29 protein-coding genes are annotated in these 22,908 nt (G+C 64.2%); 13 read left to right on the top strand and 16 right to left on the bottom strand.

All coding sequences use genetic code 11. The features are described 5' to 3' along the window. Positions 1–43: 43 nt before the first annotated feature. Together FGW20_RS02825 and FGW20_RS02830 are read right to left on the bottom strand one after the other, a co-directional pair. Positions 44–880 carry an ABC transporter permease gene (locus FGW20_RS02825; RefSeq protein ID WP_301676578.1) on the bottom strand — a complete coding sequence of 279 codons (837 nt, stop codon included), beginning with the start codon at positions 878–880 and terminating at the stop codon, positions 44–46. Positions 881–884: 4 nt separating this feature from the next. Next, positions 885–1,835, bottom strand: coding sequence for an ATP-binding cassette domain-containing protein (locus FGW20_RS02830; protein ID WP_301676579.1), 951 nt, complete (start codon positions 1,833–1,835; stop codon positions 885–887). A gap of 185 nt (positions 1,836–2,020) precedes the next feature. Between FGW20_RS02830 and FGW20_RS02835 the strand changes: the two genes are divergently transcribed. Together FGW20_RS02835 and FGW20_RS02840 are read left to right on the top strand one after the other, a co-directional pair. After that, positions 2,021–2,185 (top strand): hypothetical protein, encoded by a 165-nt coding sequence (locus FGW20_RS02835; RefSeq protein WP_301676580.1) that lies wholly within the window; start codon positions 2,021–2,023, stop codon positions 2,183–2,185. After that, positions 2,182–2,670, top strand: coding sequence for a hypothetical protein (locus FGW20_RS02840; RefSeq protein WP_301676581.1), 489 nt, complete (start codon positions 2,182–2,184; stop codon positions 2,668–2,670). The genes FGW20_RS02835 and FGW20_RS02840 overlap by 4 nt, the downstream gene beginning before the upstream one ends. Before the next feature lie 124 nt (positions 2,671–2,794). Here the strand turns inward: FGW20_RS02840 and FGW20_RS02845 are convergent, their stop codons facing one another. Continuing rightward, complete coding sequence (locus FGW20_RS02845) at positions 2,795–2,995, bottom strand: hypothetical protein (RefSeq protein WP_301676582.1); 201 nt, start codon at positions 2,993–2,995, stop codon at positions 2,795–2,797. 147 nt (positions 2,996–3,142) lie between these two features. Between FGW20_RS02845 and FGW20_RS02850 the strand changes: the two genes are divergently transcribed. From FGW20_RS02850 to FGW20_RS02865, 4 genes are all read left to right on the top strand, one after another. After that, complete coding sequence (locus FGW20_RS02850; protein WP_301676583.1) at positions 3,143–4,585, top strand: arginine deiminase family protein; 1,443 nt, start codon at positions 3,143–3,145, stop codon at positions 4,583–4,585. Continuing rightward, complete coding sequence (arcC, locus tag FGW20_RS02855) at positions 4,585–5,529, top strand: carbamate kinase (protein ID WP_301676584.1); 945 nt, start codon at positions 4,585–4,587, stop codon at positions 5,527–5,529. Before FGW20_RS02850 ends, arcC begins: the two co-directional genes overlap by 1 nt. A 62-nt stretch (positions 5,530–5,591) precedes the next feature. Then, the gene (locus tag FGW20_RS02860) at positions 5,592–5,930 is read left to right on the top strand and encodes a DUF5518 domain-containing protein (RefSeq protein ID WP_301676585.1); all 339 of its coding nucleotides are present in this window, start codon (positions 5,592–5,594) and stop codon (positions 5,928–5,930) included. A 46-nt stretch (positions 5,931–5,976) separates the two neighbouring features. Beyond that, entirely contained in the window at positions 5,977–6,348 is a 372-nt protein-coding gene (locus FGW20_RS02865; RefSeq protein WP_301676586.1) for a DUF5518 domain-containing protein, read from the top strand. Here the strand turns inward: FGW20_RS02865 and FGW20_RS02870 are convergent. Beyond that, entirely contained in the window at positions 6,338–7,552 is a 1,215-nt protein-coding gene (locus tag FGW20_RS02870; RefSeq protein ID WP_301676587.1) for an MFS transporter, read from the bottom strand. The genes FGW20_RS02865 and FGW20_RS02870 overlap by 11 nt on opposite strands. Before the next feature lie 127 nt (positions 7,553–7,679). Between FGW20_RS02870 and FGW20_RS02875 the strand changes: the two genes are divergently transcribed. The 4 genes from FGW20_RS02875 to FGW20_RS02890 all read left to right on the top strand — a co-directional run bounded on the left by FGW20_RS02875 (position 7,680) and on the right by FGW20_RS02890 (position 11,403). Continuing rightward, positions 7,680–9,056 carry an MFS transporter gene (locus FGW20_RS02875; RefSeq protein ID WP_301676588.1) on the top strand — a complete coding sequence of 459 codons (1,377 nt, stop codon included), beginning with the start codon at positions 7,680–7,682 and terminating at the stop codon, positions 9,054–9,056. 87 nt (positions 9,057–9,143) lie between these two features. Next, on the top strand, positions 9,144–10,748 hold the full coding sequence (locus FGW20_RS02880) for an ATP-binding protein (protein ID WP_301676589.1): 1,605 nt from the start codon (positions 9,144–9,146) through the stop codon (positions 10,746–10,748). An 85-nt stretch (positions 10,749–10,833) separates the two neighbouring features. Then, a complete protein-coding gene (locus tag FGW20_RS02885) occupies positions 10,834–10,992 on the top strand; it encodes a rubredoxin (RefSeq protein ID WP_301676590.1) in 159 nt (52 codons plus the stop codon). Between the two features lie 249 nt (positions 10,993–11,241). Continuing rightward, a complete protein-coding gene (locus tag FGW20_RS02890; protein WP_317295202.1) occupies positions 11,242–11,403 on the top strand; it encodes a rubredoxin in 162 nt (53 codons plus the stop codon). A 107-nt stretch (positions 11,404–11,510) separates the two neighbouring features. Here FGW20_RS02890 and FGW20_RS02895 read toward each other — a convergent pair whose 3' ends face one another. The 5 genes from FGW20_RS02895 to FGW20_RS02915 are packed head-to-tail and all read right to left on the bottom strand — an operon-like array spanning position 11,511 to position 15,221. Continuing rightward, positions 11,511–12,032, bottom strand: coding sequence for a hypothetical protein (locus FGW20_RS02895; protein ID WP_301676591.1), 522 nt, complete (start codon positions 12,030–12,032; stop codon positions 11,511–11,513). 32 nt (positions 12,033–12,064) lie between these two features. Continuing rightward, complete coding sequence (locus tag FGW20_RS02900) at positions 12,065–13,114, bottom strand: ATP-binding cassette domain-containing protein (RefSeq protein WP_301676592.1); 1,050 nt, start codon at positions 13,112–13,114, stop codon at positions 12,065–12,067. Beyond that, positions 13,115–13,927 carry an ABC transporter permease gene (locus FGW20_RS02905; protein WP_301676593.1) on the bottom strand — a complete coding sequence of 271 codons (813 nt, stop codon included), beginning with the start codon at positions 13,925–13,927 and terminating at the stop codon, positions 13,115–13,117. It abuts the gene before it with no gap. Between the two features lie 2 nt (positions 13,928–13,929). Further along, positions 13,930–14,421, bottom strand: a complete 492-nt coding sequence (tsaA, locus tag FGW20_RS02910) for a tRNA (N6-threonylcarbamoyladenosine(37)-N6)-methyltransferase TrmO (RefSeq protein WP_301676594.1) — start codon at positions 14,419–14,421, stop codon at positions 13,930–13,932. Next, entirely contained in the window at positions 14,418–15,221 is an 804-nt protein-coding gene (locus tag FGW20_RS02915) for a molybdate ABC transporter substrate-binding protein (protein WP_301676595.1), read from the bottom strand. The genes tsaA and FGW20_RS02915 overlap by 4 nt, the downstream gene beginning before the upstream one ends. 166 nt (positions 15,222–15,387) lie before the next feature. Here FGW20_RS02915 and FGW20_RS02920 point away from each other — a divergent pair, with 166 nt between their 5' ends. Further along, positions 15,388–15,756 carry a nuclear transport factor 2 family protein gene (locus FGW20_RS02920; protein ID WP_301676596.1) on the top strand — a complete coding sequence of 123 codons (369 nt, stop codon included), beginning with the start codon at positions 15,388–15,390 and terminating at the stop codon, positions 15,754–15,756. On the opposite strand, the gene thiE is transcribed toward FGW20_RS02920, so the two are convergent. Then, the gene (gene thiE, locus FGW20_RS02925; RefSeq protein ID WP_301676597.1) at positions 15,753–16,388 is read right to left on the bottom strand and encodes a thiamine phosphate synthase; all 636 of its coding nucleotides are present in this window, start codon (positions 16,386–16,388) and stop codon (positions 15,753–15,755) included. The genes FGW20_RS02920 and thiE overlap by 4 nt on opposite strands. Then, positions 16,388–17,227, bottom strand: coding sequence for a hydroxyethylthiazole kinase (thiM, locus tag FGW20_RS02930; RefSeq protein WP_301676598.1), 840 nt, complete (start codon positions 17,225–17,227; stop codon positions 16,388–16,390). Before thiM ends, thiE begins: the two co-directional genes overlap by 1 nt. Before the next feature lie 134 nt (positions 17,228–17,361). Between thiM and mch the strand changes: the two genes are divergently transcribed. Then, complete coding sequence (mch, locus tag FGW20_RS02935) at positions 17,362–18,318, top strand: methenyltetrahydromethanopterin cyclohydrolase (protein ID WP_301676599.1); 957 nt, start codon at positions 17,362–17,364, stop codon at positions 18,316–18,318. A gap of 449 nt (positions 18,319–18,767) precedes the next feature. On the opposite strand, the gene FGW20_RS02940 is transcribed toward mch, so the two are convergent. The 5 genes from FGW20_RS02940 to FGW20_RS02960 all read right to left on the bottom strand — a co-directional run bounded on the left by FGW20_RS02940 (position 18,768) and on the right by FGW20_RS02960 (position 21,690). After that, entirely contained in the window at positions 18,768–19,091 is a 324-nt protein-coding gene (locus tag FGW20_RS02940) for a hypothetical protein (protein WP_048104394.1), read from the bottom strand. 236 nt (positions 19,092–19,327) lie between these two features. Continuing rightward, positions 19,328–19,600 carry a 4Fe-4S dicluster domain-containing protein gene (locus tag FGW20_RS02945; RefSeq protein ID WP_301676600.1) on the bottom strand — a complete coding sequence of 91 codons (273 nt, stop codon included), beginning with the start codon at positions 19,598–19,600 and terminating at the stop codon, positions 19,328–19,330. A 6-nt stretch (positions 19,601–19,606) separates the two neighbouring features. Continuing rightward, positions 19,607–20,086, bottom strand: coding sequence for a hypothetical protein (locus FGW20_RS02950; RefSeq protein ID WP_301676601.1), 480 nt, complete (start codon positions 20,084–20,086; stop codon positions 19,607–19,609). A 5-nt stretch (positions 20,087–20,091) separates the two neighbouring features. After that, on the bottom strand, positions 20,092–20,583 hold the full coding sequence (locus FGW20_RS02955; protein ID WP_301676602.1) for a pyridoxamine 5'-phosphate oxidase family protein: 492 nt from the start codon (positions 20,581–20,583) through the stop codon (positions 20,092–20,094). An 18-nt stretch (positions 20,584–20,601) separates the two neighbouring features. Then, on the bottom strand, positions 20,602–21,690 hold the full coding sequence (locus FGW20_RS02960; RefSeq protein WP_301676603.1) for a heterodisulfide reductase-related iron-sulfur binding cluster: 1,089 nt from the start codon (positions 21,688–21,690) through the stop codon (positions 20,602–20,604). Positions 21,691–22,017: 327 nt separating this feature from the next. Here FGW20_RS02960 and FGW20_RS02965 point away from each other — a divergent pair, with 327 nt between their 5' ends. Beyond that, the gene (locus FGW20_RS02965; protein WP_301676604.1) at positions 22,018–22,902 is read left to right on the top strand and encodes an Mrp/NBP35 family ATP-binding protein; all 885 of its coding nucleotides are present in this window, start codon (positions 22,018–22,020) and stop codon (positions 22,900–22,902) included. Positions 22,903–22,908: the final 6 nt, after the last annotated feature.

The following is a 22,908-nucleotide window of genomic DNA, read 5'->3' on the forward strand; positions in this document are numbered from 1 at the left end:
CGAGTGTTATCCAGGGGTTGTGGAAAGCATTTCAACAGGGCCCTTATGTTACTGCCGCTTGCTGGAACGTCCGGCGGGCAAGGAGATACATCACCGCCGCAAAGACCGCCAGGTACGCGAACGATCCGAGAGCCTCAGCCGTGGAGGTGGTGTAGCGGGCGCCGACGGCAAAGAAATCACCTCCGAGAGCGAAGTAGCGGATCCCGGTGACCAGGTGGGTCAGGGGGTTGTAGATCGAGAGCGTCTGCAGAAACGCCGGGAACGCCTGGATCGGGTAGAGGGCGTTCGAGACGAAGAAGAGCGGCAGGGTGAGGAGCGTCATGATCCCCTGCAGTCCTTCGGGGCTTTCGAGACGCATTGAGATGTTGGAGGAGAAGAGGAGGAACCCGAGCGAGAAGGCGCCGACGAACACGAATATCCCGAGGATCGAGAGGGCGATCCGGGAGGCGGAATACTCCGGGAAGAACTGCACCCCGAGGAGGAGACCGAAGGCCATGATGATGGATGCCTGGATGAACGATTTCGTCATCCCCGAGAGGCTGACCCCGAGCATGATGTGCGTCCGGGGCATGGGGCTTGCGAGCATCTCCCGCATCAACCCCCAGTTCTTATCGAAGAGGAGGCTCATCCCTCCAAACAGGCTCGTGAAGAGGGTCGTCATTGCGATCACCCCGGCGGCCATGAAGGTGAGGTAATCGACCGGGATGACGCCGGCCGGGGCCGGGATCGACGACGTGAACCGGTCGAGGTTCGAGGACATCGCGATGCCGAAGAACGCCATCCAGAGCGCCGGCTGCAGAAGCGACGAGAAGAGCTGCGTCCTGAACCTGACGAACCGGATCATCTCCCGCCAGTAGACGGTCAGGAACTCCCATGCCATGTGTTCATGCCCCCGTGTCACGCAGTTCTTTTCCCGTGTAATGGACGAAGACGTCGTCCATCGTCGGTTTCTTCAGGTTCACGTTCGAGATGGTTATCCCGGCGCCGCGCACCCGTTCTATGATTCTTGGAAGGCAATGGCTCCCGTCGGTCGATATCGTGACCGAGAGGCCGCGGGGCGACTCCGTGATCGACCGGATCTCTTCGATCCCGCTGATGGCGTCCCTGGCCTTTCTGTCGTCTTCGGTCTCCAGGTAGACGACGTCCTCGCCGAGGGTGTTCTTCAGTTCGGCCGGGGTTCCGGAGACGACGATCCTGCCGTGGTCGATGATGCTTATCCGGTCGGAGAGCATATCGGCCTCTTCCATGTAATGCGTCGTTAAGAATATCGTCGTCCCGGCCCCGTTCACCTGCCGGATATAGTCCCAGATCCGCATCCGCGTCTGGGGATCGAGCCCCTGCGTCGGTTCGTCCAGGAAGAGCACCTCCGGCCAGGTCATCAGGCCGCGTGCGATCTGGAGCCGCCGTTTCATGCCGCCGGAGAGGTTCTTCGTCCGTTCGTCCCGTTTGGACTCTAGTTCGACGATCCGGAGCAGGTCGTCGATTCGCCGCCGCCGTTCTTCCCGGGGGATGGTGTAGAGCCGGCCGTGGAACTCCATCGTCTCCCGGACGGTGAGGTCGCGGTCGAGCACGTCGTCCTGGAAGACAATGCCGATTGCCTTCCGGACCTTCCCGGGCTCCCGCGCGACGTCGTAGCCGGCCACCCGCACCGTACCCTTCTGGAGGGGGAGGAGCGTTGTCAGGATGTTGATGGTGGTGCTCTTGCCGGCGCCGTTGGGGCCGAGGAACGAGAAGACTTCGCCTTTTTTGACGGTGAAACCGATGCCGCGAACCGCCGCAAAGTTGCCAAACGTATGTTCGAGGTCACATACCTCGATGATATCGTCTCCTCCCATCGATCGCCACTCGCTCCCGCGCTTTTATACTCCATGCACGGTACCGTCATATCTCCTTTTCCCTCCCGGGATACGCGAGCCCGTGCGCGGACTCGCGCGATCCCCCCCTTCTCTTCCCGTTGCGTCCCCGGGGTACCGGGCGGGGCGGCAAATGCATCCCGGGGCACCTTCGGCAGCCGGGCCGGATGGATATCCTGAAATACCAGAACCGGCTCTCCATCCTCGGAGACGGCATGTCCGGCAGGTGTTTGCTGACCTATAATGGCGACGAGCGGGCCCGCTGCGCGTATAGGCTCGCTCCCGGGGCCGGCGTGCCTGAGCGTGAAGAGCGGGCGGGAGGAGAACGATGATCCCGCGGTTCTGGCCGCTCCTTCTTCTCGCGGCGCTGGCTCTCGCCGTTCCGGCGGGTGCGCTCGTGGTCGAGAACGCCGACCTGACCCCGGCGGAGGTGAACCTCCTCTTTGCGATGCGGGAGTATACCCTGACCTACAACGAGTACGCCGACCGGTTGCCGGGATGGGTGACCGGACCGTTCGCGGACGAGAAGGTCAACCTCTACGTCACATCCCCCGACGGTGTGCTGGTCATGGGGATCACGTTTCACGAAAAAAAGGTCGTCCAGTTCGACGCAAAGGGCTGCCCGGACCCGTTCGTCACGGTGACCGCCGACGCCGCGACGGTGGAGGAGGTCATGGTCTCCGACCGGCCGTTCGACACCTTCCGTGAGGCGATGCAAAACGGCACGGCCACGATCGAAGGGGACAACCTTCTCGGCACGCTGCGGACGGGGATGGTCCGGTTCGGGCTCTGGGCGATGGATCTCATCGGGTTGTGATGCCCTCTTTCGCGTTTTTTTCGAACTCTGTCCCGCCGGAACGTCGTTCCTGAACCGCGCAGGCTAACGGTGCAGTCTCAAGCGGAAAGAAGAAGGGGTCGTTCCGGCTCGTATTCGGAGAACCTCACAGCCCCACGAGGCGCATACAGACCCCGATGGTCAGACCCGACATGGAGGCTGTCGCCGAGAGGGCCGCGAGCACGGCGATGTTCATCACCGGACCGATATTGAGCGGGGTGTAGGTCGGGTTGCACTGCAGTCTCCGCACTGCCCGAAACGGTTTTGCAGTCGTCGAGATCGGGGGTTTGTACCGTCTGATCCTCATGTAAACACCTCCAGAGCACTGGTTTGAGTGTTGATTGTTTCTTGAAAAGATAATTATTGTGGTTTTGTTTCCCGGCCGGGTACTGCCGGTTCCAAAACCCCGGCCCGCGACAGGTTTATCCGTTCTCCGGGCGAGGAGACTCTTCTGATGCATCGATACGCAAAACTCCTCCTCTACGGCATTCTTGCGTTCGTCGTCTTCGCCGGCATCAGTTTCACCCTCGGCGGCGACGGCTATCGGGGTGATGATCGCGTACTTCTTCGCGGCTCCCCGGAGAGAGAGGTGAACCGGATGGCGGCGGGCGTGCGGGCGGAGTGGGAGCGGCTCCGAACGGTGGTGGTTCACCGGCCGGGGATCGAGATGTTCTTCGGGCTGCTGGAGCCGTATGCGGCGCTTTATGAACGGGCGTTCAGCCGCTACGAGGCGCGGCGCGAGCACGACGCTCTCCAGCGGACGCTCAGGGACGAGTTCGGGGTCCGTGTGTTGCGGCTCAAGGAGACGGTTCTCGATGCAGCCGACCGCGACACGGCGGTGCGCCGGCGGCTCGTCGACTGGGCGCACGAGACCGTCGCCGTCCGGGGCGGCAGGAGGGAGGTGGCGGAAGCCCGGCGGAGCATGGAACAGAACGCCGATGCCCTGGACTCGCTGCACTTCTTCACCCTCCTGCTCCTGAATCCGGTCATCGACGTGGGCAGGAGGGCCGCCGTCGGTGGGGTGGACGTCCATATCCTTGAGCAGACACCGCTTGCAAACCTCTACTTCATGCGCGACCAGCAGGCGGCGACCCCCTGCGGTCTCGTCGTCGGCCGGCCGGCAAAACGGCAGCGGGCAAGGGAGCCCGAGATCACCCGGTTCCTCTGGGAGATCCTCGGCATCCCCATCGTCGGATCGGTGGAGGCGCCGGGAACGTTCGAGGGCGGCGATTTCATGCCGATGGGGGAGTTTGCCCTCGTCGGCACCGGGGACCGGACGAACCGTGATGGGGTATCCCGGTTCCTCGGTCTCACCCCGGGGTTCGACGAGATCGGCATCGTCCACCAGCCGGGCCACCCGCTCATCCCGGGCGACCGGCCCGACCCGATGGTCGACATGCATCTCGACACCTACTTCAACGTCGCGGGAAGCGGGGTGGTGCTCGGCTCGGAGCGCCTCCTCCGGAGGGCGCGCCTCGAGGTCTGTTACCGGTCGGACGGGGGTTACGAGCCGTCCGGCGAGATGACGACCCTCTACGACTACATCCGGTCGAAGGGGTTCTCCGTGATCGATCTTTCGATCCTGGAGCAGCTCTCCTACGCCGCAAACATCCTCTGCGTCCGGGACGGGAGCATCCTCGCGGTGGAGGGGGAACGGGTGATGCGGACGGTGCTCCTTAACCTGGATCGGAAAGCCGCTCTCGACCCGCGGCGCTACGGGCGGCTTTTACGCCACGCGGAGGAGGACTATCGCCGGATCATGAACGAGGGGCAGATATTTCCGCACAAGCCGGAGTTCTCCCGGCACGGCATCGAGGTCTGCCCGCTGCACCTGGAGAACCTGACGGGAGGCTACGGCGGCCCCCACTGCATGACCTGCACGCTGGAGCGGAGGTGATGGCGGTGAGGGCAGTGGTGATCGCGCTCGGCGGCAACGCCATCCTGCAGCATGGGGAGATGGGGGCGGCCGAGGATCAGTTCGCGAACGTCCAAAAGGCATCGTGCCATATCGCGGAGATCGCGGCCGAAGGCTATGCGGTCGCCGTCACCCACGGCAACGGGCCGCAGGTGGGGGACATCCTCCTCCGAAACGAGCTCGCAAAGGAGACACTCCCGCCGATGCCGCTCGACGTCTGCGGGGCGGAGAGCCAGGGGATGATCGGCTATATGCTCCAGCAGTCGATGCAGGCGGCACTCCGGGAGGCCGGGCTCGACCACCCGGTCGCGACGGTGCTCACCCAGACCCTGGTGGACGGCGACGACCCGGCGTTTGAGAGCCCGGAAAAACCTATCGGCCCGTTCTACACGGCAATGCAGGCGAGGAGGTTCGAAAGCGAGAAGGGCTGGCGGATGGTCCAGATCCCGGACCGGGGTTACCGGCGTGTCGTCCCCTCCCCGCGCCCGATTGCCCTCGTGGAGGAGCGGGCGATCGCCCGCCTCGTCTCAGCCGGAGCGATCGTGATCGCCGCGGGCGGGGGCGGTGTCCCGGTGGTCGCGGACGGCGAGGGCGCCCTCCGCGGCGTCGAGGCGGTCGTGGATAAGGACTACACCGCGGCGATCCTCGCCCGGCTCGTCGGTGCCGAAGACCTCCTGATACTGACCGACGTCGAGCGTGTGGCCTTGAACTACGGGCGGCCGGACCAGAAGGAGATCGGCGAGATGACGGTTCGTGAAGCGCAACGTCACCTCGCGGCGGGGCAGTTCCCTCCCGGGACGATGGGGCCGAAGATCGAGGCGGCCGCCGGGTTCCTCGAAGCCGGGGGGGAGCGGGCGATCATCGCATCGCTCGAAGAAGCCTCTCGTGCGCTTGCCGGGCGGGCCGGAACCTGGATTTGCCCGTGACCGGTCACCCGCCCCAACGCTTATATACCACGTTTCCGAAGTCCCGGCGGTGATGGAAGGATATGGCGGATAACTTCTGGACGGGAGTCATCGTCGGGTGGCTCGTGGGGCTTATTCTCGGCTTCTTGCTGCCGGTCATCGGACCCTTAATCGGCGGGTTCGTCGCCGGCTGGATGGTCAGGGGCGGGATAGGGAACGGTGCAAAAGCCGGGCTGCTTGCCGGCATCCTCGGCGCCATCGTCATCGCGGTGCTGCTTCTCGTCGGCGGCACAGTTCTCCTTGGGGCGTTCGGGTTCATCGCGGGCCTCGGGACGTCGCTCGTCATCATCGTGATGGCGTTCGTCTACCAGGGGCTTCTCTCCCTGATCGGCGGCGTCATCGCCGGGGCGCTCCGGCGGTGAGACGGGTGGGCGACCCTCCCCGCCCCTTCTCGACCGGGTGACTGGCTTGGCTGAACGTGGTTCTTTCTGGGTGCCTGCGCTGGTAGGCATCATATTCATGCTCTTCATCAGCCCGTTCTTCCCGGTAGGCGGCCCGATCGTCGGAGGGATCATCGGCGGCTACCTCGGGACCCCGGGGGTGGTTCGGGGCGCGCTCGGCGGGTTTTTCGGCGGACTCGTCGTCGCCGCGTTCTTCTCGGTCGTCGCCGTCATCGGCGGCACAGCGCTCCTCGGCCCAATCGGCGCTCTCATCGGCCTCGGGATCGCTGTCCTCCTCTTCGCCCTTACCCTCTACTTCGGCTTCCTCGGCGCCGTCGGCGGCGCGATCGGCGGGGCGCTGAAAGCGTGGATGGTGTCGCGGCGCCGGGTTACGGGATGATGTCTCCGAGCCCCTCCTGAAGCCTCACCGCGATCCGGGAGCGGTACATCCAGAGATAGGCGACGACCGCCGCAGCCTCGACGGTGACGACGTACGCGACGATGTACCCGATCGATACGTCGTAGAGAGCGCCCATCACGGCGCTCCCCACGAACCACGCCGTCCCGAAGACCGCGCTCACGCTCCCGTAGACCTTCCCCCTCCGGTCGAGCGTCGTGGACTCTGCGATCGAGGCCCGGAGAACGGGCTCGAAGATCCCGATCCCGGCTCCCCAGACAAGCGATCCCGCGACGGCTATGCCCGGTTCGGACGAGAACGCGAGCACGACCGTCGCGATGCTGAGGGCCGGGATGGCGAGGAGAACATGGGTGCCGATGCGGTCGAAGGTCCGCCCGACAAGCAGCGCCACGGCGACCGAGATCGTCATCGCGCCGGCGTAGAAGAGGGGGATGGCAGCGTCGGGGACGATCGATTGGGCTTTTAAGTGAAATGAGATGAGCGGGAAACCGGCGAACCCGGCCATCCCGAGGAATATGAACGCGGCATACGGCACGATCCCGGGATGGTCGTTCCTGTCCTCCTCCCCCTCACCTTCCAGGCATCCCGGCTTCGGCACCTCCGACCGGGCGAGGAAGAGTGCGACTGCAACGCCGCCGAGAGGGATCCCGAGCAGAAGGAAGCCCGGAGCGTATCCGCCGGTGACGGCCAGGGCGGCGGCCATGACCAGCGGGCCGGCGACCGCACCGACCTGGTCGAGCGCCTTGTGGACGCCGAACCCCCACCCCCTCCCGACGGCGGTCGTCGCGTGGGAAAGGATGGTGTCCCGCGCCGGCGTCCGGACGGCTTTTCCTATCCGCTCGCTGATGATGAGGGCGGCCGCGGTCTCCCACCGCCCGGCGAAGGCGAGGAGCGGGATGGCGGCGAGCAGGCCGTAGCCGGTCGTCGCCGCCGTCCAGTAGCGGTGGTTTTGGTCGACGTAGGTGCCGGTGGCCGACCGGAGGGCATACCCGATGAACTCGCCGGCTCCGGCGACCAGCCCGACGATTGCCGCGCTCCCCCCGAGGAGGAGGATGTAGGGCCCGGTGACGCTCCGTGCGCCGTTCGAGATGAGGCTCCCGAAGAGGCTTGCCGCGCCGAGGAGCAGGATGAGCCGGATCGAGAGGTCGCGGAGATCCCGCCGGGTCTCCGGAGGAGGGTCGGGCATATCTTCTCCGGTGCCGTTCTCGTTAAAGTAATCCTCGGGTGGCGGCAGTGCTCTTATCTGCGCTCGCCGCGAATATCCTTATCACCTACACCCGGGCTCGCGACGTTCCGGGAACACGAGGGATACCGTGGAGCAGGAAGAGAGTAAGCCGTATTCGCGAAGATCCATCCTCATACTGGTCACCGTCGCCACGTTCCTGAATCCCTTCACGGGCTCCGCCATCAACCTCGCCCTGCCCGCCATCGGCGGGGAGTTCTCCGCCGACGCCGCCACGCTTGCCTGGGTAACGAGCGCCTATCTCCTCGCGTCGGTCATCTTCCTCCTCCCGGCAGGGAGGCTCGGTGACTCGCAGGGGAAGGTCACGGTCTTTTTAGCCGGGATCGTGGTCTACACCGCCGGCTCGCTCCTCACCATCTTCACGCCCACGATGAATCTCCTCCTCGTCTGCCGGTTCATCCAGGGGATGGGCGGCGCCATGATCTACGCAAACAGCGTGGCCCTGATCACCCACCTCTACCCGCCCGGCGAGCGAGGCTACGCGATCGGGCTGAATACGACGGCGGTCTACGCCGGGCTCTCGCTCGGGCCGTTCCTTGGGGGCGCCCTGACCCAGTTCCTCGGCTGGCGCAGCATCTTCATCGTGACCGCGCTCCTCGCCGTCCCGGTCCTCTTCTACGCCGGGAAGTTCCCGGCGTTCCTGAACGAGCGGCAGCGGGAGCGCTTCGACGTCGCGGGTCTGATCCTCTCCTCCGCCCTGATCCTCTGCCTCTTCCTGGGCCTGGCCTGGGTGACCACCCCGACCGGCGCAACGCTCCTCGCGGTATCCCTGGTGCTCGGGGTCGTCTTCTTCCGGGTGGAGCGGAGCCGCCAAAACCCGCTTCTTCCGGTTACGCTTCTCGAGAAGAACCGGGTCTTTGCCGCCTCGAACGCCGCCGCCCTGATCAACTACAGCGCAACGTTCGCGGTCGGTTTCCTCCTCTCCCTCTACCTCCAGTACATCCGGGGCTACGAACCCGTCGCCGCGGGCACTCTCCTCCTCCTCCAGCCGATCGTCCAGGTCTTCGTCGCCCCGGCGGCGGGCCGCCTTGCCGACCGGGTGCAGCCCGGGCTCGTCGCTTCGGTGGGAATGGGGATTACGGCCGTGGGCCTCTTCGGCTTCTCTCTGCTTGGCGAGACGACGCCGATCGCCGTGATCCTCGCCCTCCTGGTGCTGCTGGGCGTGGGGCTCGGGATCTTCTCGTCCCCGAACACCACCGCCATCATGGGCTGCGTGGAGAAACGCTACTACGGGAGTGCGTCGGCGATGGTGGCGATGATGCGGTCGCTTGGAATGATGCTGAGCATGGGAGCGGTTCTCGTGGTCTTTGCGGTCATCATGGGGTCGACGGTCGTCACCCCGGCAATATTCCCGGAATTCCTCGCGAGCCTGCGGCTGATATTCCTCGCGTTCGCGGTTCTCTCGGCCTTCGGGGTCTTCCTTTCGCTCCGCAGGAACAAATGCTGACGAAAGGCGGTTAATTCCCCGAACAAACCCTTCTGAGATGAAAAGGAAGCGTTAAACCTCCCGCCGTCCTGTGATCTTTTTGAACGGATGGAACTGGTTATCGGAAAGGACGGCGACCGCGACGTCGCCGTCGACGCCCAGGAACTGGTCACGGGCAGAACCTGCGTCATCGCGCAGTCGGGTGCCGGGAAGAGCTGGGGCATCGCGGTTCTCTGCGAGCAGCTGTTGCAGGCCCGGGTGGGGTTCTGTCTCATCGATACGGAGGGGGAGTACTTCTCGCTCAGGGACCGGTTCCCCCTCCTCTGGATCGGTTCCAGCGACGACTGCGACGTGGATATCGGGCGGGTGAACCTCCGGGAACTGATGCAGAACGCGATCTGCTCCCGCACGGCGGTGATCTTCGACGTCTCGGAGGTCGATATGCAGGAACGGGTCTCCTACCTTGCGGAAGTCCTCTACGACCTTGAGAGCGAGTTAAAGCAGCCGTTCCTGCTGGTCGTTGAGGAGGCGGACAAGTTCATCCCCCAGTCGGGGGAGACCATCAAGAAGATCGAGGAGATCTCCCGCCGGGGACGCAAACGCGGGCTCGGTCTCCTGGTCGCAACCCAGCGGCCGTCGCTCGTGACGAAGAACGTCCTCTCGCAGTGCAACAGCCAGATCCTCGGGAAGCTCTCGATCGAGAACGATCTTAAAGCGGTCAGTCTCTTCTTTTCGTCCCGGAAAGAGGCCGGGGAACTCGCGGATCTCGAGCCGGGGGAGTTCTTCGTGATGGGTAAGCTCTCGAGGGAGAACGCGACGAAGATGCGGTTTGGGGCCCGGTTGTGCGAGCACCGGGGGCTGACGCCCAAACTCGTGCCCGCAGAACCGGTCGAGCCGGCCGAACCGCCCCGGGCGGAACCGGTTCACGCCGAATCGTGCGTTCCTGAGGATATTCCCCTGGAAGAGCCGGAGGTTCCGCCCGCGGTCGAGAATGCGGTGATCCCGGTACTGCTCCGCGAGGAAGCGCTCGATATCGCGAAAGCGAAGCGGAAACGCCGGTTCCGGATCCTTGAGCCGGAAGAGCGGATCGTCTCCGGGGAGCGGGTATACCGGCCGCTCCACCGGGTGGATGTCCGCTACATCGGCGGGATCCTCCGGAAGGCGACGAAGAAGACGTCGTTTGTCATTGACGGACCTACCGGCTGCATCCTCGAGGTGGATCGCGGCCTGAAAGTTCGGCCGGGGTTCTCGGAGCTCCTGGGGCTCGATGAGGCTGCGGTGAGGATCGTTGCCGGGCTCGCGAACGGCGGCTCGACCCTGACCGAGATCGAGGCTGATACCCACCTCCCGCCGGCCGTGGTGAAGAAGGCGATAAAGAGCCTTGCGGGGGCGAAACTGATCACGGAGATGAAGACGGTGGGCGATACGAAGGTCTACGTACCCCTGCTGGCAGACGAGGTGCCGGCGCTCTCCGCTCTCAGGCGGGGAGCGGATCTCCCGATGGAACCGCTCCAGGAGGAGCCCCTCGAGGCGAAGGTCACCGAATCCTCCCTCCGGATCATCTTAAAAGGGCTCGAACCCACGGCGGAGATCGTTGAGTTCGATACGATCTACTACCCGGTCTACCTGATCCGGTTCGCATCGGAGCGGGGAGAACGCTCGCTCCTTCTCGACGGCTGCACGGGGAAGGAACTTCTCTTCCCGGTGTTATGACCGGAGTGCTTATCCTCCCGCGGGAGTATAGGAGATCTTATGCCCTGCAGCCCTCGCGGTCGGTGGGCGGAGAGGTGAAGAAGCAATGGATTCATACAAGTGTACCCTGTGCGGCTACGTTTACAGCCCTGCTGTCGGCGATTTCGACCATGGCGTTAAGGCCGGCACGGCCTTCGAAGACCTGCCCGATACCTGGAAGTGTCCCCGGTGTGGTGCGCCGAAGAGCCGGTTTAAGAAGGTGTGAGGGAGAGCCGTTCTTGACCGGATTCCGGTCTTCTCTTCTGGTGACACGCGCAGGTTAGCGTGTCGCTCCCCTCCCCCGAACAGGAAGGCTCTAAAAAGCGACGGAGACGGCGTTGCTCGCCCTCAATGGCTGCACCGACAGGAAACTTCACCCCCGGTCCCCTGACCGGAGTACTTATCTTCCCGGGGATACACGGGTGCCGTGCCCCGGTCGACGTTGCGGCCGGTCGGGGGGTGAGGTGGTGAAGAGATGATGGATTCATACCGGTGCGGACTCTGCGGCTACGTCTACAACCCCAGGGCCGGTGAGCCCGACCATGGTGTCCAGCCCCGTACGGAGTTTGGAGACCTGCCCGAGGACTGGGCATGTTCCCGGTGCGGTGCGGAGAAGAACCTGTTTCGGAAGGCGTAAGGGGGGGTTCGGAGCCGGACCCCCACAACAAACCCTCTCTTTTAAGGGCGTGTGGTCTCATGAAAAGCGCTGTATAGTGTCCTATCCTCCCGGCCGCACAACCTCCCTCACCCGAACCGGAAGACCCTGAGCCCCTCCCCGCGGATCTCGCGCCCGGCGAGGTGCTCCATCTCGTGGTCGATCCCGTAGGCGGTGGAGCCCGAGAAGACCTCTTCCACGGCACCGAGGTCTTCGGCCCGGATCGTCTTCTCAAGCGGGTTGACAGTCATTTTAATCGCCCGGCGGGCGCCAAGCCGTACCCGGTAGGGCCGTTTTACAAGCAGCCGCGCGGGAGCGCTGCCGCATTTCTCGAGCCGGTGGACGGTTCCTTCCCGGTGCAGGAGTACCGGGTCGACGAAGAGGAAGATCTCCTCAAGCGAGTAGCCGATCAGCCGTTCATCATCGTATACGGTGGTCTTCTTCACGGCCGATATGGCGGTGAGACCCTCCGCGGCGTAGCTCCAGTCGCCCCCGTAACGGAGCGAGAAGAGGAGGGGAACGAGCGCGTCGGCGGGTATTCCGAATCGCTCGGCGAGGGCGGCCTCTTGAGCGGCAAATATGAGTTCTTCCCGGATTTCGTCGGTCTCCATCGGTCGCCCTGCGACGGGGGACCGGATAAATACTACCGCTTGAAGACGTGGACCGCAGAAGCCTTGAAGGTGACACTGGCCGGCTCGCCCTCGACGAGGGCCAGGCGGGCGACGCTCTGCCGGGTCAGGACGGCGACAAAGGGCAGCCCCGCGTCCACGACGACCCGCGAAAACATGCCGTTTCGCCGGATCTCTGTCACCGTGCCCGGAAAGGTGTTTGCCGCGCTCGACTCGAACGGCCGGCGGGAGAGGATCACCTCCTCCGGCCGGATGCCGACGCAGACGTCGCCCTCGATCGCGGTGACTGTCCGGACGACGATCTCCCCGAGGTCGATCGCCGCTTCCCCGTCCCGGACCCTGGAAATCCCGCAGTAGACGTTCTCCATGCCGGTGAAGGCAGCGACGAACTCGGTGGCGGGTCGCCGGAAGACCTCGTCGGGCGTGCCTGTCTGGACGATCCTCCCATCCTGCATCACCGCCACCCGGTCGGCGAGGGCGAATATGTCCTCGAAGTGGTGGGTGATGTGGACGACCGTCGTGCCGGTCGCCCGGTGGATCGCCTTCAGTTCCCTCCTGAGCCGTTCCCGGGTGACGGTGTCGAGCGCCGAGAGCGGTTCGTCGAGGAGCAGGACGCGCGGCTGGAGGACGAGCGCCCGGGCGATCGCCGCCCGCTGCTGCTCGCCGCCGGAGAGCGTCCCTGTCGTCCGTTCCAGGAGGTGGCCGATCCCGAGGAGGGCCGCGGTCTCCTGCACGCTCTCACTGATGCGGGCGGGATCGGCCTTCCCCTGCTTGAGGCCGAACCCGATGTTCTCCCCGACGGTGAGGTGGGGGAAGAGCATGTAGTCCTGGTAGACCATGCCGATCCCCCGGTTTTTCGGGTCGGTGCGGGTGATATCACGGCCGTCCAGATCGATCGTCCCGGCGTCCGGGGAGTAGATTCCCGCCAGGGTCTCGAGGAGGATGGTCTTTCCCGCGCCGGTCGGCCCGAGGACGACGAAGTACTCGCCGTCGGCGACGGTCATATCCACGCCGTCGAGGGCGAAGTCCCCGAGGCGTTTGGCGAGCCCGGCAATCCTGAGCACCTAGAACACCCCCCTTCCGCCGGTGTAGCGTTCGAAGACCGCGAGCGAGACCACCGATATGGCGATCAGGATGACGGATGCGGCGACGGCAAGGTCGAGATCCCCCGTCGACATGTTCAGGAAGAGCGCGATGGGCAGGGTCTCGGTCTTCATCCGGGTGGCCCCCGCGAGCATGAGGACGGCGCCGAACTCGCCGATGGATTTCGACCACGTGATGACCAGGCCCGCGATGAGGCCGCTCTTTGCGAGAGGAAGGGTGACCTGGCGGAACGCTCCCCACTCGGTGCACCCGAGCGTCCGGGCGACGTGCTCGTACCGGGGGTTGATCGTCTCGAAGCCCGACCGGGCGACCCTGACCATGTAGGGGAGGTTGACGAAGAACTGGGCGACGATGATCCCGAGCGGGGTGTAGATGACGTCGAGCCCCCACTCCGAGAGCATCTTCCCGAACGTCGAGGGACCGTAGAAGATGAGCAGCGCCACGCCCGCAACGAGTGGCGGGAGGGCGAGCGGGATGTTGAAGATCGTGTTTGCGATCCCTCTGCCGGGAAACGAGAACCGGGCGAGGGAGTAGGCGACCGGTACGGCGGCGACGACGCAGAAGGCGGTGGAGACCGCCGAGGTGACGAGCGAGAGTTCGACGGCAAAGAGGATCTCGGGGGAGAGCAGGCTCTCGATGAGAGCCGGGAGCGGCGGGTAGGTCACGAGGCCGCCGATGACGACGAGCATGTAGGCGATCAGGGCGAATGAGACGGCGAGAAAGAACGCCTTGAACGGGGTGGGGCGGGGGAGAGCGGCCCGGCGCGGAAACACGGTTAATCTACCCTGAAGGACGCGCTCTGTTTCTTGATCTGCTCGACGTGCTGCGGCGTCACCCACCCGGAGGAAGCGTCCCCGATGCAGTCGAACGCCGGGATGTAGGGTTTGATGTCGAGGATCGGTGTCCCGTCCAGGAGGTCGATGCCCTCGACGGCGAGCGTGCCCCCGTCGATCCCGGCCAGCCGGACGACCGATATCCCGAGCATGTTCGGGCGGTTGAAGTGCCGGGTGGCGAAGATGCCGTGCGGCTCCGCCCCGTCGATGAGCGGTCGCTCGGCGATTTCTTCACCGGCGGCCCGGTGGAACCGGTAGATGAGGATGAGGTGGGAGAACCCCGCGAGCGCCGAAAGGCCGTCTCGGAACCCGGGGTAGACCTCCACTGTTCCGCGAACGGTGGAGAAGGCCGCCTGGATGGGGGTGGCGGCCGGGTCGGTGAACGGCGTCCGGGCGACACCGATAGCCCTGCAGGGGTACTCCGTGCCGCTCAAGGCTCCACCCCCTCGTATGCCGGGTCGGGGTAGGCCGGGAACCCGTGGTTGACAAAGATTGCCTTCCCCTCGTCGGAGGTGACGAACTCGACGAACTGCCGGGTGGCGTCAGGCTGCCCCGTGAAGGTGGTCGCCCCTATCGGAATGATGAGGGTGAGACCGTCTTCCTGCGCCAGATCGATCCTGTCCATCGTCTCGGGGTTCACCGTGTCGAGCGTGAGGAGCGCGGCGTCGGCGGTGCCCATGTTCATCGCCACGACCACCTCGTTGATCGTCGGCGCCCGGAGGATGACGTTTGCCTCGACGGCATCGAAGATACCGTGCGCCCGGAAGAGTTTGTCACCGGCTCTGCCGATCGCGGTGGTGTTCGCGCCACCGAGCGCGATCTTCAGCCCGGGCCGGGTGAAGTCGTCGACCGAGGTGATGTTCTTCGGGTTCCCCTTGCAGACGGCGATCACCGGGACGTGGTAGGCGGCGTATCCCGGATCTCCGACCAGCCCTTTATCCTGTGCGATCCGGTAGTCAGGCGTTCCACCGGGGATGAAGGCATCACCCTTCCGCGAGAGTTCCATCTGGGTGATGAGCGTACCCGAACCGGCGAAGGTGTACTCGACGCCGATGCCGTATTTGTCGGCAAATACTTCCCCGATCTCGATCATCGGCTTCTTGAGGCCGGCGCCGGAGTAGACGAGCAGTGTGGCGTCGTCGCCGGCAGTGGTGTCATCCCCGGTGACGGTGGTGCATCCCGCCGCGAAGAGGAGAAGGGCGAGCGTGATCAGTGCTATGGCATTTTTTGACATGGATACTATTCAGTACCCGTTATACTGGTATTAAAGCGATTTCTTTTACTTTTGAGTTGATTTAAATTGTTTTACTTGACACCGTCCCTGTTTAATCTTGCTGTTCTCAGGGTGGACTGGACCCGGGGAAACGATTATTATCGACTCGTGCGTCCAGACGCTCCTTATGGAAGACCTGTTAGCTATTCTGCTGGATATCGAGAAGCGGGCCTGGAGGGCTGCCGATGTCCGGGACGTGACGTTCTACCGTGATTATCTCGCGCCGGAGGCCTTTGTCGTCACTCCTTTCGGTGTCCTGGACAGGGAAGGGATCCTCCGCGATCTCGTGGAGAACCCCAACGAGCTGCCGGCGTATACGATCACTGACCCGAAGGTGGTGTCCCTCGGTGAGGAGGGTGCCGTCCTCGCGTATACCGTCTCCTTCGGCGGGCAGACGATCTTTGTATCGACCGTGTATGCACGGAGCGACGGCCGGTGGCGGGCGGTCTTCCACCAGCGGACGCCTGTTTCCCCGGTGACCTGCCCGGCGGACTAACGCCCTTCCGCTTTCGCGGCGGCGATGCGGTCGCGGAGGTTCCGTGCGGCGGCGGTGACGTTGTCCTCTCCCACGACCGCCGAGATCACCGCGACGCCGTCCGCACCCGCGGCGATGACGTCGGCGACGTTTGCTGCGGTGATCCCCCCGATAGCAACAAGCGGGAGGGATACCGCGGCACGGACCGCCGAGAGCGTTGCAAGCCCGCACCCCGGCCCCGCGTCGTCCTTCGACCCGGTCGCAAACGTCGGGCTGAGCGCCACGTAGTCGGCACCCGTTGCGGCGGCCCGGACAGCCGCATCGACCGACCCGGCCGAGGCCCCGATGACGAACCCCGGCGGGGCGATGCGCCGGGCCTCTTCCACGGGGAGGTCGCTTGCGCCGAGGTGGACACCGTCGGCACCGGCCGCGAGGGCGACGTCCAGGCGGTCGTTCACGATGAAGAGTGCGCCGGCATCACGGGTGACCTCGCGGATAGCAAGGGCCGTATCCAAGAGCGCCCGCCCCGAGAGAGTCTTGTCGCGGAGCTGGATCACGTCCGCGCCGCCGGCGACGGCAAGGCGGGCGAGTTCTACGTGGGATCGTCCGCGCCCGATCGCTTCGTCGGTGACTACGTAAAGGTCGTATCCCATCAGTGCTCCTCGATCCGCGCTCCCCGTGCAAGGTCGTCGGGGGCGAGCCCGGCAAGGTCGTCGAAGAGCCCCGTCCGGAACGAGTACGGGCCACATGCCCCGCAGGCTGCCCGTTCCCCGGCCAGGCCGAAGGCCGCGAGCGCCGCGGCCGACGCGACCGTGTAATCGTCCGCGACCGCGACAAACGCCGCGGTGACCGAGGAGGCCATGCACCCCGTCCCTGAGAGCCGGTCCATCGCGGGGTTGCCGTTCCCGACGAGGTAGATCCTGCTGCCGTCGGTCACAACGTCGACCGCCCCTGTCATCGATACGACGGTTCCGGTCGAGCGGGCGCACTCACGTGCCGTCTCGACAGGGTCCCCCGCAACGCCGCCGGAGTCCACGCCCCGGACGCTCCCGCCCGTCCCGGCAAGGACGCCGATCTCCCCGGCGTTCCCTTTCAGGACGGCGATATCGAGGGTGTCGAGGAGCTTTTGGGCGGTCTCGGTGCGGAGACGGGTCGCCCCAACGCCGACCGGGTCGAGGACGACCGGGATGCCGAGTTCGTTTGCCCGGCGGCCGGCAATCAGCATGGCCTCTACCTGCGCCGCCGAGAGCGTCCCGATGTTCAGGACGAGGGCGCCGGCGGCCGCGACCATCTCGGCGACCTCTTCGGGGGCCTCGGCCATCACCGGGGCGGCCCCGGAAGAGATCGTTATGTTCGCGCAGTCGTTGATCGTGACGGTGTTCGTGATGTGATGCACCAGCGGCCGCTCTGACCGCACGGCGGCAAGAAGGGCGGCGGGGATCGCGCCGTCCACGACGCGTGCCGATGAACTGTTGTTCGTGGTGTCCGGCATAGGTACTTACCTATTTCTCAGGCAGTTGCATAAAGCCGGTCGTTGCCGGGTCTGCATCGGGCCGGATTGCATGCCTGGAAGGGAACTGCTAAAGCGATCTGCACCCCACCCCTCCGTTGGGATTGGTGAGAACGATGCTCAGCGTAAACCGCACGGCGATGCCCGCCGTGAGAGAGGTGATCGACCACCGGGACGAACTCGGGGTCACGGTTGCAGAACTGGAGAACGGTGCGACGTGCATCGACTGTGGCGTGCACGTTCCCGGGAGTTACCGGGCGGGCGCCCTCTTCGTGGAGATCTGCCTTGCGGGGCTTGCGACGACGGCGATAACCCTTGACCGGGTGGGGGACGTGCCGGTCCCGTTCCTGCACCTCGCCGTGAGCCATCCTGCGCTTGCGTGTCTCGGTTCGCAGAAGGCGGGATGGGTGCTCAAGGCCGGGGACTACTCCGCGATGGCCTCGGGCCCGGCGCGGGCTCTCTCCTTAAAGCCGAAAAAGACCTACAAAATGCTCGGTTACCGCGACACCTCCCGGACCGGCATCCTCGTGCTGGAGGCGGACACCCTCCCGGACGAGGAGGTCACGGGCTTCATCGCGGAGAAGTGCGGCATCGATCCCGAAAACCTCTACGTCCTCGTTGCCCCGACCCGCAGTCTCGTCGGCTCGGTGCAGATCTCCGGCCGGGTCGTCACGGCGACCCTCCACAAACTCGAGGAGAAGGGCTACGACGTCCGCCGGATCAGCCACGCGGCGGGACGGTCGCCGATCGCGCCCGTAAAGCGAACCGGCATCGAGGCGATGGGGACGACCAACGACTGCAACATCTACTACGGCTCGGTCTCCCTCGTCACGGAGGGCTACGACCCGGTCTTTGCGACCCTCCCCTCCCGGACGTCCCCCGACTACGGGAGGCCGTTTGCCCGGGTGCTCAAAGATGCCGGCTACGACTTCCTCAAGGTGGACTCGCTGCTTGCTTTCTCGCCGGCGGAGGTCACGGTGAACGATTCGGAGAGCGGCGAGGTCCGCCGTTTCGGCAGCCTGAATGCCGACGTGCTGCTTGAGTCGTTCGGGGTTTTGCAGAGTCAGGTATGAGTCTGGGTTCAAGGGCTCTGTTGAACTCCTCTACTTTCTTCAGGAAGTATTTCAGGGCAACTCCGTTCTACTCACATAATCCCATCAACCGATATTCCCGGGTATCGTCACGCACTGCCCCCGCCCTGGGGGCGGGGTGCGACGGACAGGACGTCCGGAGCTTGAGAAGACCGAAGGTCTTCGAGTGGAGGTTACAGGCGTATAGTTATCTGTAGAAATTGATTCTGGACACTGAAGACATGAGGCAGAGACAGGGAAGGGGGCGAGCCCTCTCCCCGTCAGCCCCACCCCCGTGGCGATATCCCCACGGTCCACAGTATGGGGAGATTCCGAAAAAGAACAGAATCCCAACTCGCTCCCGGGACACGGCTTCCCACCGGCTATCGCCACGCACTGCCCCCGCCCCCTTGGGGGCGGGGGAGGAGGCCGGAGGCCGGGTGGGGTGGGGGTCACAGGTATAGCCTTATGGAGTAGAGACAGGGGAGGGGGGCTGCTCCCTCGAAGAACTTCGTTCTTCTCGTGTTCGCTTCGCTCCCCCCTCGAAACTCTTCGAGTTTCTCATGCTCACTCCGTTCGCACCTCGACGCCTCACGGCTTCTCGTGCTCCGCTCCTCCGGAGCATCGCACTCGCACCTCCGGTGCTCAAGCTCGCTTCGCTCGCACTCCCTGTCAGCCCCACAGCGAAGACCTTCGGTCTTCTCGTTTTCGCTTTCGCTCACACAGCGAACCCCTTCAGATTTCTCGAACTCCTGTCTCGCACCTTCGGTGCTCACGCTCCAGTTCTAGCGAACTGTCGTGTCCTGCGGACAGTCGTTCCCCCAATGGCGATAAGCGACTGGCCGAAGGGCAGGAGCTCGAGCACCATCAGGTGCGCAGCCACCACGGTCCAGCGTACTGGTAGGTGCTGTGGCCCAACACACTCTCATAGGTGTGTGTTTCAGGATGCCCTTGTTTCCATCGACAGCGAGACACCACTCATGGAACGTAAAAAAGGAGCCTGATCCCGGAATTACTCCGGGCTCGTCTTCTCGCGGTAGCGTTCGAGCGCCTTCTCGACGTAGGACGTCATCTGCACGGCGCCGACAACGCAGGCATCGGCGCACTTCCCACAGCCGATGCAGGTCTCCGGGCACGTGATCCAGGCCTTGTCGATCTTCTTTCCCAGATCCACGAGCTCGATCGAGCCGGTCGGACAGGCCTCGACGCAGTCGCCGCACCCCTCGCATGAGAAAGGAATGATCCAGGGGAACTGTTTAGGGATCTTTTTTTCGTCGCTGCTCATCAGATCTCAGTCCCTCTTTCTCGGCACATCCTTCCAGCGCTGCCGCTCCCAGGCGTCAAGCTCCTCCGGCGACATGCCGTCGAGCCTCTGCCCGGCCTCGTAGCCGGGCTTCGTGCAGTAGAGTTCGGTCAGGCGGACGAGGAGCACCGATTCCGCGTCAATCCCTTTCTCCTCTTTTGCCTGTGCCGCGATCGTGTCGAAGACCGATCCGGACCGGAGGAGTTCTCCGGTTCCCTTGAACTGGTACGCCGCGCGGATACCGCCCTGGCGCGAGACGCCGAACGCCACCCGGGGGTTCTTCGAGAGTGCGGGCGCGATCACCTTCGCTTCGTCCTGTGCAAGCGCGAACGCCACCTCGCCGTTGCCCGTCACCTCGGCATAGCGGCCCAGCACCACGAACGGCACGCCCTCCGGCGTCGCGACGCAGAGGTGGCAACCCATCGCCTCGATCCAGGCCTTCATCCTGTCTGTAAGATTCACCGTCATCTCGATCACCCCTCTAGAACCTTCTCTCCCACGTGCCCCGGCTCGATGGAGTAGGCCTCCTCGACATGCACGACCACGACCCCGCGCTGGACGGCTTTCGGGAAGACGATGTCCGGCGGCACCTCGTCCGGCGGTTCGGCCTTGTTCCAGTTCCCCCACTCGTTCAGGATATCCGTCGCGTTTGCGCCGTACCAGTCGAAATCGCGTGGGAACCCGTACTCCATGTCCACGGCCTTACCTTTGAAGACCCACCACCGCCCCTCGTCGAGCGGGTGGCAGATCGTGACCGCGACGTCGGGGTTCTCCTTGATGTTCGCCTTCGTCTTCAAGAGGAACATATCGGCGATCAGGATCTTGTCGTCCATGTGGGTGGCGACGAACCGCATCGCGGCGATGTTCGGGTTGCCGTCCCTGCTCGATGTGCAGAGGTAGATCAGGCTCCCTCCCTTGCCGGGAACCCGCAGGGCTTCTTTCATCTCCTTTGTGAACTTCACCATTCTTCTCACCTCGTCTGGCTACTTCACCGGATACCCGAACGCGGCGGTTCCGGCAGGGCCGAGTTCCTCGCCCAGCGCCTGTTTCACGAGCTGGGTGATGTAGATCGGCTCGATCTCCATCTTCCGGCAGGTCGCCCGCATCACGGAGATGCAGGCCGGGCAGATGAAGACGAGTTCTTCGGCGCCGGCTTCAGCAGCATCGCTGATGTTTTTACGCTGGATATCGACCGCACGCTCGTGCTGGGTGTGGAAGATCCCGCACCCACAGCAGAGCCGGTCTTCTCCCGTATACGTCCGCTTCTCCTCGACGGACTCTACACCGATCATCTCGAAGATATCCGCGATCCAGTCCGACCAGATCTCGCGATCCCCGCCTTTCGGCGCGTAGCGCGTCGTGCAGCCACCCTGCACCGCGACGCTGATGCCGAGCTGATTCGTGATCCGATCCGGATGTTCGCGCAGCCAGTTCCGGATGTACTCGAGGATGTGGACCGGCCGGAACGGCACCTCGATCCCCTGCTGCGTCGCAAGGGTCGTCGCCACGTTGTAGCAGGCGTCGTGGGTGAAGACGATCTCGTCGACCCCGAACTCTTCGGCCGCTTTCGCGAGATTCTCGATGAACTGCGGAAGGAACTTCAGCGGCCGGGACGCCCGGCCGAGATGCGTCTCGGTGAACCCGCACGCGTACGGCCCTCCCCCGATGATGGTTGCGTCCTCAAACACCTGCCCCGTGAGGAACTCCGCCTGGGGCACCACCTCGTAGATCCCGCCGGCCGAGATCAGCGGGCCGCCCGGTTCCCCCCTCCTGATGACTGTCGCCGGCTTCGTCAGCCAGTCGCTCGACGGCTTTGCGTCCGCCGGGATGCCGAGAACACCCGTCTCCTCCTGCCGTCGCGCGATGATGTCCCACGGGTCGGCGCCCAGGGGGCAGAAATCGTTGCATGCTGCGCAGGTGATGCACTCTTTCAGGATCGGGTGGCGTTCTCCCTTTATCAGGGATTTCATGGCTTCCTTTGCGTCGTCCTCGTCGTATGATACATACGGGCAGCGGACGAGACATTCTCCCCTGCAGCGGGAGAAGTCACATTTCGATAGATCAAATGCCATCGCACATCCCTCGTTTTAACCTGTGTCCATATCCTATATTTAATATGGGGATCCCGGCAAAAAGGGGTTCGAATCGATCTCCGGCTCTTTCCCGCCGGAAAACCCTTCAGAGAGTAGATCTTGTGGGTGCGGTAGATCAGTATGTGGCCCGGGATGGGGATCGGGCATGTCAGCATCAATAGCGTTTTCTGTTAACGCTGTTAACCTTTTTGTGCGAGCCGTGCTGTACAGTCCTGTTCAGAAAGAACGATCGTATCGGCTCGCAGCTGCCTCGAAGCCGGTGAAGAACCGTATTTTTCTCCGGAGATGAGGTGTTGAGGGTACGTTATGGCAGAAACAGGCAGTAAATCGAAAAATGTCGGAACCGGAAGCAACAACGTTCCAGATACAGGACAGCAGCAGAAAAACCCGCTTGAAAAGGTCGCCGTGAGTGTCAGGCACGTCATCCTGGTGCTGAGCGGAAAGGGGGGCGTCGGGAAGAGCACGGTGGCCGCGAACTTTGCAATGGCGCTCGCGAACCACGGCTACCAGACGGGCCTTCTCGATCTCGATATCCACGGCCCCAACATCCCCAAGATGCTGGGCATCGAGGAGACCAAACTCACGTCGACGAACGGCACGACAATCGAACCGGTATACGTGGTGCCGGCGCTCGGCGTTGTCTCGATGGCGTTTCTCCTGCCAGACAAGCGCACTCCTGTCATCTGGCGCGGTCCCATGAAGATGCAGGCCATCAAACAGTTCCTCGCGGACGTCAACTGGGGAGACCTGGACTACCTCGTGGTGGATCTGCCCCCGGGCACGGGAGACGAGGCGTTATCGATCATCCAGCTCGCCCCGAACGTTGCCGGTGCCGTTGTCGTGACGACGCCGCAGGAGGTTGCCGTCCTCGACTCGACCAAAGCCGTAAAGTTCGTTGAGAAAATGGATATTAAGGTTCTCGGGATAGTCGAGAACATGAGTGGCATGGTCTGCCCCCACTGCGGCAAGGAGATCGACCTCTTCGGACAGGGCGGCGGGAAGAAGGCTGCAGAAGACCTCGGTGTGCCGTACCTCGGCAACATCCCTCTGGACCCCGACATGCGCAAAGCCGGTGACGAAGGACGCCCCTTCATCGTCCGGCGTCCGGGTATGAGTGCGGATAACCTCACGTGGGAGCATGTGGACGATGTCATGCAGGCAGTTCTCCGCAGTATCGGAGAGGCGCAGTAGGATGCA

The sequence above is a fragment of the Methanoculleus methanifontis genome, assembly GCF_030464365.1.
In the GTDB taxonomy this organism is placed as follows: domain Archaea; phylum Halobacteriota; class Methanomicrobia; order Methanomicrobiales; family Methanoculleaceae; genus Methanoculleus; species Methanoculleus methanifontis.